Genomic DNA, 7,408 nt, shown 5'->3' with positions numbered 1-7,408 from the left:
AGCGTTCATCCTGAGCCAGGATCAAACTCTCCAATAAAGTTAGTTTGTCTAGCATCTAAAATAAAAATTGACGTTTCACGTTGTTTGTTTCGTTCAGTTTTCAAAGAACTACTTGGTCGCTCATTTGCGACTTCCTTATGTTAACATCTTCATTTTTCAATGTCAACTAAGTTTTTTAATTTCTTTTTTGTCGTTTTCTGCGTTTCTGCATCAGCGACGGTTATTAATTTACCATATATAAACCATTAGCGTCAACACTTTTTAATAAAAAATTCTTTTTCTTACATAACGAATACATTCTTCTGTGTTAGCTACTCTCCGGAATAAACAGAAAATGATTTTATATCTTTCTTCCATGGCTTTTTTTACAACTTCATGAATACGCTCATCTTCAAAATCAAATAAAAGTTCCTCTAATTCTCTCTTCAATATGTATTCCATTTCTTTTCTTTCTTCTTTTGTCAACATCAGCCCAAGCAAACAATCACCTCAATAATTCCTTACGCAACAATAAACGTTCCGCTCATTTTCAATTATCACAATCCTATCATCCATTATATCCACTACTTACGATGTTAATCCTTTGTTCTCTTTTTTATATTTACAGCATATATGTAACTGAAAAGGATTGGACAAAGGGGCGTAATATTATGTTTTTCTTTTTTATTACGAGTAAGAGAAATTTTAAACACATTAGCTTAATAGTGATACTGTCCTTATTTACAGCATGGCTACTCTTTTTAAAAACATATTCACATGAATCTGCTTTTTCAACTGCTACAGGCCCTAAAGTAATTTACAAAGGAGACACCGCTAAAAAGCAAGTTGCATTTACGTTTGATATTAGTTGGGGAGACAAAAAAGCAATTCCAATCCTAGATACTCTTAAAGAAAGAGAAATTAAGAATGCAACCTTCTTCCTTTCTGCTGCATGGGCCGAAAGACACCCCGATATTGTAGAGCGAATCATGAAAGATGGGCACGAAATCGGTAGTATGGGGTACAATTACACATCCTATACTTCTCTAGAGACAAATGAAATAAGGCGAGACCTTTTACGAGCACAAGATGTTTTTACGAAACTTGGTGTAAAACAAGTCAAGCTGTTACGTCCACCTAGTGGCGAATTTAACAAAGCAACCCTTAAAATCGCAGAATCACTTGGATACACCGTCGTGCATTGGAGTAATAATTCAAACGATTGGAAAAACCCAGGTGTAAATAACATCGTTTCCACTGTCTCTAATAATTTGAAGGGTGGAGATATCGTCTTATTACACGCATCCGATTCTGCCCTTCAAACAAATAGAGCTTTACCGCTGCTCCTGCAAAAAATAAAAAGTGATGGATATGAGCAAATATCCGTGTCACAACTTATTTCCAACACAAGTACGAAAAGTGAAGATGTGAAGTAGCTTCTTCCCAACTACTCTTCACGCATAAAAAGCTCTACTACCTTTCAAGAAGGTGGTAGAGCTTTTTTAATCATACCATTTCCAGCATTATAACTGCTGGTGTATAAAACCTCTCTCTATTAAGCTGATTTACTTGTTTTTCCGATTAAACGATGTAATACAAGTAATTGATACGCATTACATAACAATAGCGGTATAACCATTAAATATAGCCAATCTGTATCATTAATCCGAAGCGCCGGTACCCATTCAAGGATTGTTACAACAACCATAAAGAACAGAGCTGGCACAAATGCTTTTTTATTTGTTTCTTTACTTTTTACATAAGCAACAATTGCTCCAAACACAAATAATATTCCAGCAACAAGTATGTTATTCCCTAACGAGACTTCCCCATTTGCAATAAGTACAGATCTTAAATACACAAAATCAAATAATACGAATGCAATAAAGAAGAGCTGGACTGCATTCCATAAAGAAGATGAGCGAAACATCCCTAGTCCAAAACGGTGGATTGTTAAATATGCAAAGAATCCCATTTGACTTATAACACTAAAAATAAATCCTACACCCATCAGCCAGAAAGATACTGCTAAAATCTCCTTACCGTCGAAATTTTGAAAAAATTTATTGTACTTGTCCCACTCCAAAACAAAACCAATAATAACTGTGCTAATCCCACCAAGAAACAACGTCGTTAAAAATAGTCGTACCCACTTGCGGCTATTCACAACACATCCCCCATTATCCTTATATTTCTAATTAAATTGTATCAATGACAATTTCAAAAAGCTAGCCATGTTCATGTATAAATTCCTTAAAGATATTTATATTAAAAAGAGAGAACTGTGCTGAAAGGAGTTCCAACTTATGAAACGGATGCTATTCATTTTCGTTTCTTCTTTTCTACTTATCGCACTTGCAGCATGCGCACAAGGAAAAGAAACGAAATCCGAACTAGATTACGATCAAACAAAGAAAATGATTGTTGATATTTTAAAAACAGATCAAGGTAAGAAAGCTATTCAAGATGTATTAACTGATGAAAAAATGAAACAAGCACTCATACTAGATGAAACAGTAGTAAAGAAAACGATTGAAGATGCCATGGTATCCGATAAAGGGCAACAATTCTGGGAAAAGCTCTTTAAAGATCCTGAGTTCTCATCAAAGTTTGCTAAAAGTATGGGGAAAGAACAAACTCAATTAATGAAAACCTTACTAAAAGACCCTGAATACCAAGCAGGCGTTATAGAAATTATGAAAAATCCTGAAGTAGAAAAAATAATGTTACAAACAATGAAGAGTAAAGAATACCGTCAATATCTACAACAAGTACTAACAGAAACTGCTGAAAGTCCACTCTTCCAAGCCAAGATGATTGATATCATTAGTAAAGGTGTGCAAAAAGCTGAAAAAGGCGGATCTGGTAAGAAAGAAGCAGGCGGTGACGGTGGTTCTCAAGGCGAAAAGAAGGAAGAACAGTAAAAAATAATAACTATAATAACGAGTGGACAATGTATACATTGTTCACTCGTTATTACTTTATCTTACTATTAACAGACAAAATGGCCCCCTCTAGTTAAGCGAAAGGTTTACTAACAACAAAAGCATTATTGTTGTCAGTAACAGGTGAACCCCACTGATTAAAGTTTCACTTTATTTTTGTGTAACAGCTGTTTTATCAATTACTGTTTCAGCTATTTTACTATAAATAATGCCCGTTGTATGTGTATCTTCATATACTGAAGGAGCAAAGTCTTCTTTATTCCAATCGGGTTGTTGTAGCGGAATGCGACCAAGAACATTCGTTTGTAATTCGGTAGCTAACTTATCTCCCCCGCCTTTTCCAAATACATATTCTTTCTCACCAGTTACCTTACTTTCAAAATATGCCATATTCTCAACAACACCAAGAATACTATGTTCAGTGCGCAATGCCATCGCTCCAGCACGTGCTGCTACAAACGCAGCTGTTGGATGAGGCGTCGTTACAATAATCTCTTTGCAAGATGGCAACATTGAGTGCACATCTAACGCAACATCACCTGTGCCTGGTGGCAAATCTAGTACTAAATAATCTAGATCGCCCCATTCTACTTCTGTGAAGAAGTGGTTTAACATTTTCCCAAGCATAGGTCCTCTCCAAATAACTGGTGCATTATCCTCTACAAAGAAGCCCATTGAGATTACCTTTACACCTAAACGTTCCACCGGAATTATTTTGTCACCTCTTACGATAGGACGTTTTTCTATCCCCATCATGTCTGGCACACTAAAACCGTAAATGTCCGCATCGATAATACCAACTTTTTTTCCTAAACGAGCTAAAGCAACTGCAAGGTTAACGGAAACAGTTGATTTTCCCACGCCACCTTTTCCACTCGCTACTGCTAAGAATGTTGTTTTTGAATTAGGTGACAATAAAGATTCACTTTGCTCTTCTTGTTGTTCCGGTGCAAACTGAGCTAATTCCTCTTCTGTAAATTCTGCAAAACGAAGTCCAACTGTTGCTGCCCCAAGTTCTTTTACTAACTTTACAATTCCAGACTGCAACTGCATTTGTTCCGCTGTACCGGTTTTTACGATTGCAATTTTGACACTCACATGTTCCTTCTCTGGCTTGACTGTTACCTCTTTAATTGCACTTGTTTCTTTTAATTTTTTATGTAAAAACGGATCTACAATCCCTTCTAACGCTTCAACCACTTGCTCTTTCGTTACCATAATTAGCCCAGCCCCCTGTATGAAAAATAACGTAATGTTAATTGAATTTATCTCTGCTTATTCTTGAAATAAATGCGTTTACATTTCCAGTATAACATATTTTCCGAAAACTTCGTTAACGAGAGAAGCTCAAAAAAATCCTCCTTATTCTGGAGGATTTCCTTTTTCCGTGAAATAACGTAATATACCACGGTATATTGCAGCTGCTAACTTTTGCTGATATTTCTCCGAATTTAACATATACCTTTCGTTCACATTCGATAAAAAGCCAGCTTCAATTAAAGCACCTGGTGTTTTAGAATACTTTAATAAATACACATGCGAAATAGTCTTAGCAGAACGATTCGTGTTCTCTAAACTTGTTCTCAATTCAGCCTGTATAAATTTTGCAGCACGTTCATTTTCAATTGAAGAACGGTAATAGAACGTTTGTGCGCCTTTCGATCCACTACTAGTTAAAGCATTTAAATGAATACTTGCAAAAAAGTCTACATCAGGTTTATTGATGATTTCTACACGTTTTTTTAAATCCTCTGCTTTACGTCTGCTATATGACTTTGTATCTTTGTTAGCTAAATCATAATCTCCCTCACGCGTTAAAATAACTAGTGCACCTTGTTCTTGTAAATAGTCTTGTACCTTTTTTGTAATTTCAAGCGTAATATCCTTTTCTATAATATCCTTTCCACCAACAGCCCCTCCATCTGGTCCACCATGCCCAGCATCTAATACGATTACTTTCCCTGATAAGGGTAAATTCCAAGCACGCCACGATTTTGTAATTTGAAATTCTTGTTTGACTAAAAAAAACAATACAACCGCAGCGAGTGCAAAAGAGATAATTCGAATTCTCTTCATACCTTTCCTCCTCCAGCTAGTCCCTCTAATTACTTATATGGGACAAGAGGAAAGTTTATGCTTGTCTTAATGAAGCTTTAATCGATATCTTCTTTCACCTTTTTCATACCCTTCTTGCCACCACAATCCTATAAACTGCTGACAAGATTCAAAAAGTAATTCCTCATCTTTCAACTTTATTTCTCGCATAGTCATACTCGTTAAAAATTGAAATAGCGTTTCAGTTAATTGTTGTTCTTCTTCTAAAGCTCTATATTTCACATCAAAAAATGATTCACCATAATAACCAAATTTACTGTATCTCGCTCCTAATAAATAAGATTCTATCCCTAATTCAATACAGTAATCTTCATACTGACGATGAAGCTCTTGCATTTGAAATGCATCACGAATATTTGAACGCAATGTTTTTAATGATAATTCCCGCAACATCTTCCGCTCGTATTTTAACTGCTTTTCTTTTTGTTTTTCTTGTAAGCTGACAATGACATTCATAGTACTTATAAACCTCCCTAATACGTATTAGTCTAAACTTCTAAAGAAGAAGCATACGCGCGGCGGTAGCACTAAAATATTCCAAGCTATAAAAATTGCAAAAGAGGAATGAAACATAAAAAAACCCCAACCAAAATGGTTGGGGTTTGTAGTTCGCAAAAATTAACGTTTTGAGAACTGAGGTGCACGACGTGCGCCTTTAAGACCGTATTTTTTACGCTCTTTCATACGTGCGTCACGAGTTAATAGACCTGCACGTTTTAGTGTTAGACGGTATTCTGGATCAGCTTTTAATAAAGCGCGAGAAATACCGTGACGAATAGCACCAGCTTGACCAGTGTATCCACCACCATTTACGTTTACAAGTACATCGTAGTTACCTAAAGTTTCTGTTGCAACTAGAGGTTGTTTCACTACTTCACGTAATGCAGCAAATGGGATATAGTTTTCAAAATCACGACCGTTAATGATAACGCGTCCTTCGCCTGGAACTAGGCGTACGCGCGCTACTGAACTCTTACGACGTCCAGTACCATAGTATTGAACCTGTGCCAAAGTAAGCCCTCCTTTAATTAATTATCCGCGAAGTTCGTAAACTTCTGGTTTTTGTGCTTGGTGTGGATGCTCTGCTCCAGCATACACGTTAAGTTTCTTAGAAACTTGACGGCCTAAGCGTCCTTTTGGAAGCATGCCTTTAATTGCAAGCTCTAACATTTGTACAGGGTAGTTTGTACGCATTTCAAGAGCTGTTCTTTGCTTAAGTCCACCTGGGTGGTTAGTGTGACGGTAGTAAATTTTATCGTTTAATTTATTACCTGTTAAATGAATTTTCTCAGCGTTAATAATAATTACATGATCACCCGTGTCAACGTGTGGTGTAAATGTAGGTTTGTTTTTACCACGTAAAATGGATGCTACTTCACTAGCAAGGCGACCTAAAGTTTGACCTTCAGCATCAACCACATACCATTTACGCTCAACTTCGTTAGCTTTTGCCATAAAAGTCGTACGCATGTGTTTCCCTCCTCGTTATCTTTTCCATAGAAAAAATCTATTGTTTATCTTAAACACGATTTCCTTCCGGGGCTAATCGTGGTTTTAGAAACAATACCATATGTTATGATATACTTTTGAGTTTCTAATGTCAAGCAAATGTTACACCAGGATTAGTTGTTATAGTTTACCTCCCATAAGTAAAGCCCATGACCTGGAGCCATCTTTCCAGCAAACTGACGATTTTGTTTCGCTAAAATCTCTGGAATGCTATCAGGATCAAGCTTTCCTTGTCCTATGCTAAGTAACGTACCAACAATAATTCTGACCATATTATATAAAAATCCATTACCTACAAAACGAAAAATTATTTCATCATCTTGTTCAATTAACTCGATTTCATAAATTGTTCGCACTTTATCTTTTTTGTCAGTTTTTGCCGAACAAAAAGAAGTGAAATCATGCGTTCCAATAAAATAAGGAATTGCTTTTCTTATAGAGTTGATTTCGAGCGGGTATGGATATTGATATACGTAATTTCTACGGAATACATCCGCAGTCTTTGATAATAATACACGATAACGATATTCTTTTTTCTCAACACCGTAACGTGCATGAAATTCTTCTGTTTTTTTCTCTACTTGCCTTATAACAATATCATCTGGCAACATTGTGTTTAAAGCATTACTCCATTGCCACTCTTCAAGAGACAAAGGGGTATCAAAGTGTATTACTTGTCCTTTTGCATGAACTGTAGAATCTGTTCTACCAGATGCCTGAACACGAACAAGTTCTCCCTTATGCAATTTCTGCAATGCTTTTTCTATCTCCTGTTGAACAGTACGATGGTTCGGCTGAATTTGATAACCACAAAAATGCATGCCATCATATGCAACCGTACATTTTATTCTATCCATTTC

Annotated in this window: 10 protein-coding genes; 2 read left to right on the top strand and 8 right to left on the bottom strand. The window is 36.2% G+C overall.

What is annotated here, in order from left to right; all coding sequences use genetic code 11:
- Window positions 1–261: 261 nt before the first annotated feature.
- A complete protein-coding gene (locus MR143_RS28520) occupies window positions 262–480 on the bottom strand; it encodes a hypothetical protein (RefSeq protein ID WP_000901147.1) in 219 nt (72 codons plus the stop codon).
- Between the two features lie 170 nt (window positions 481–650).
- Here MR143_RS28520 and pdaB point away from each other — a divergent pair, with 170 nt between their 5' ends.
- On the top strand, window positions 651–1,415 hold the full coding sequence (gene pdaB / locus MR143_RS28515) for a polysaccharide deacetylase family sporulation protein PdaB (protein ID WP_000464705.1): 765 nt from the start codon (window positions 651–653) through the stop codon (window positions 1,413–1,415).
- A gap of 119 nt (window positions 1,416–1,534) precedes the next feature.
- Here the strand turns inward: pdaB and kbaA are convergent, their stop codons facing one another.
- On the bottom strand, window positions 1,535–2,146 hold the full coding sequence (gene kbaA / locus MR143_RS28510; protein ID WP_001088526.1) for a KinB signaling pathway activation protein KbaA: 612 nt from the start codon (window positions 2,144–2,146) through the stop codon (window positions 1,535–1,537).
- Window positions 2,147–2,285: 139 nt separating this feature from the next.
- Here kbaA and gerD point away from each other — a divergent pair, with 139 nt between their 5' ends.
- Window positions 2,286–2,903 carry a spore germination lipoprotein GerD gene (gene gerD, locus MR143_RS28505; RefSeq protein WP_000827292.1) on the top strand — a complete coding sequence of 206 codons (618 nt, stop codon included), beginning with the start codon at window positions 2,286–2,288 and terminating at the stop codon, window positions 2,901–2,903.
- 171 nt (window positions 2,904–3,074) lie between these two features.
- Here gerD and MR143_RS28500 read toward each other — a convergent pair whose 3' ends face one another.
- The 6 genes from MR143_RS28500 to truA form a co-directional block, all read right to left on the bottom strand.
- Window positions 3,075–4,142 (bottom strand): P-loop NTPase, encoded by a 1,068-nt coding sequence (locus tag MR143_RS28500; protein WP_242281119.1) that lies wholly within the window; start codon window positions 4,140–4,142, stop codon window positions 3,075–3,077.
- Window positions 4,143–4,286: 144 nt separating this feature from the next.
- Window positions 4,287–5,000: an N-acetylmuramoyl-L-alanine amidase CwlD gene (gene cwlD, locus MR143_RS28495; protein WP_000822438.1), complete on the bottom strand. Its 714-nt coding sequence runs from the start codon at window positions 4,998–5,000 to the stop codon at window positions 4,287–4,289.
- A 66-nt stretch (window positions 5,001–5,066) separates the two neighbouring features.
- Window positions 5,067–5,495, bottom strand: coding sequence for a DUF2521 family protein (locus tag MR143_RS28490; RefSeq protein ID WP_001101005.1), 429 nt, complete (start codon window positions 5,493–5,495; stop codon window positions 5,067–5,069).
- A 162-nt stretch (window positions 5,496–5,657) separates the two neighbouring features.
- Window positions 5,658–6,050, bottom strand: coding sequence for a 30S ribosomal protein S9 (gene rpsI / locus MR143_RS28485; RefSeq protein WP_000079986.1), 393 nt, complete (start codon window positions 6,048–6,050; stop codon window positions 5,658–5,660).
- 21 nt (window positions 6,051–6,071) lie between these two features.
- Complete coding sequence (gene rplM, locus MR143_RS28480; RefSeq protein WP_001260793.1) at window positions 6,072–6,509, bottom strand: 50S ribosomal protein L13; 438 nt, start codon at window positions 6,507–6,509, stop codon at window positions 6,072–6,074.
- A 152-nt stretch (window positions 6,510–6,661) separates the two neighbouring features.
- On the bottom strand, window positions 6,662–7,405 hold the full coding sequence (gene truA / locus MR143_RS28475; RefSeq protein ID WP_002163816.1) for a tRNA pseudouridine(38-40) synthase TruA: 744 nt from the start codon (window positions 7,403–7,405) through the stop codon (window positions 6,662–6,664).
- Window positions 7,406–7,408: the final 3 nt, after the last annotated feature.

This window comes from Bacillus cereus group sp. BfR-BA-01347 (assembly GCF_022663835.1).
GTDB classification, from domain to species: domain Bacteria; phylum Bacillota; class Bacilli; order Bacillales; family Bacillaceae_G; genus Bacillus_A; species Bacillus_A thuringiensis_K.
Note: the sequence above shows the minus strand (reverse complement) of the source record. Positions and strands in the feature narration are given on the sequence as shown.

Coding starts and splice junctions, on each gene's coding strand:
- rplM (WP_001260793.1), bottom strand. CDS start 6,509: ATGCGTACGACTTTTATGGCAAAAGCTAACGAAGTTGAGCGTAAATGG.
- MR143_RS28490 (WP_001101005.1), bottom strand. CDS start 5,495: ATGAATGTCATTGTCAGCTTACAAGAAAAACAAAAAGAAAAGCAGTTA.
- gerD (WP_000827292.1), top strand. CDS start 2,286: ATGAAACGGATGCTATTCATTTTCGTTTCTTCTTTTCTACTTATCGCA.
- pdaB (WP_000464705.1), top strand. CDS start 651: ATGTTTTTCTTTTTTATTACGAGTAAGAGAAATTTTAAACACATTAGC.
- truA (WP_002163816.1), bottom strand. CDS start 7,405: ATGGATAGAATAAAATGTACGGTTGCATATGATGGCATGCATTTTTGT.
- MR143_RS28500 (WP_242281119.1), bottom strand. CDS start 4,142: ATGGTAACGAAAGAGCAAGTGGTTGAAGCGTTAGAAGGGATTGTAGAT.
- cwlD (WP_000822438.1), bottom strand. CDS start 5,000: ATGAAGAGAATTCGAATTATCTCTTTTGCACTCGCTGCGGTTGTATTG.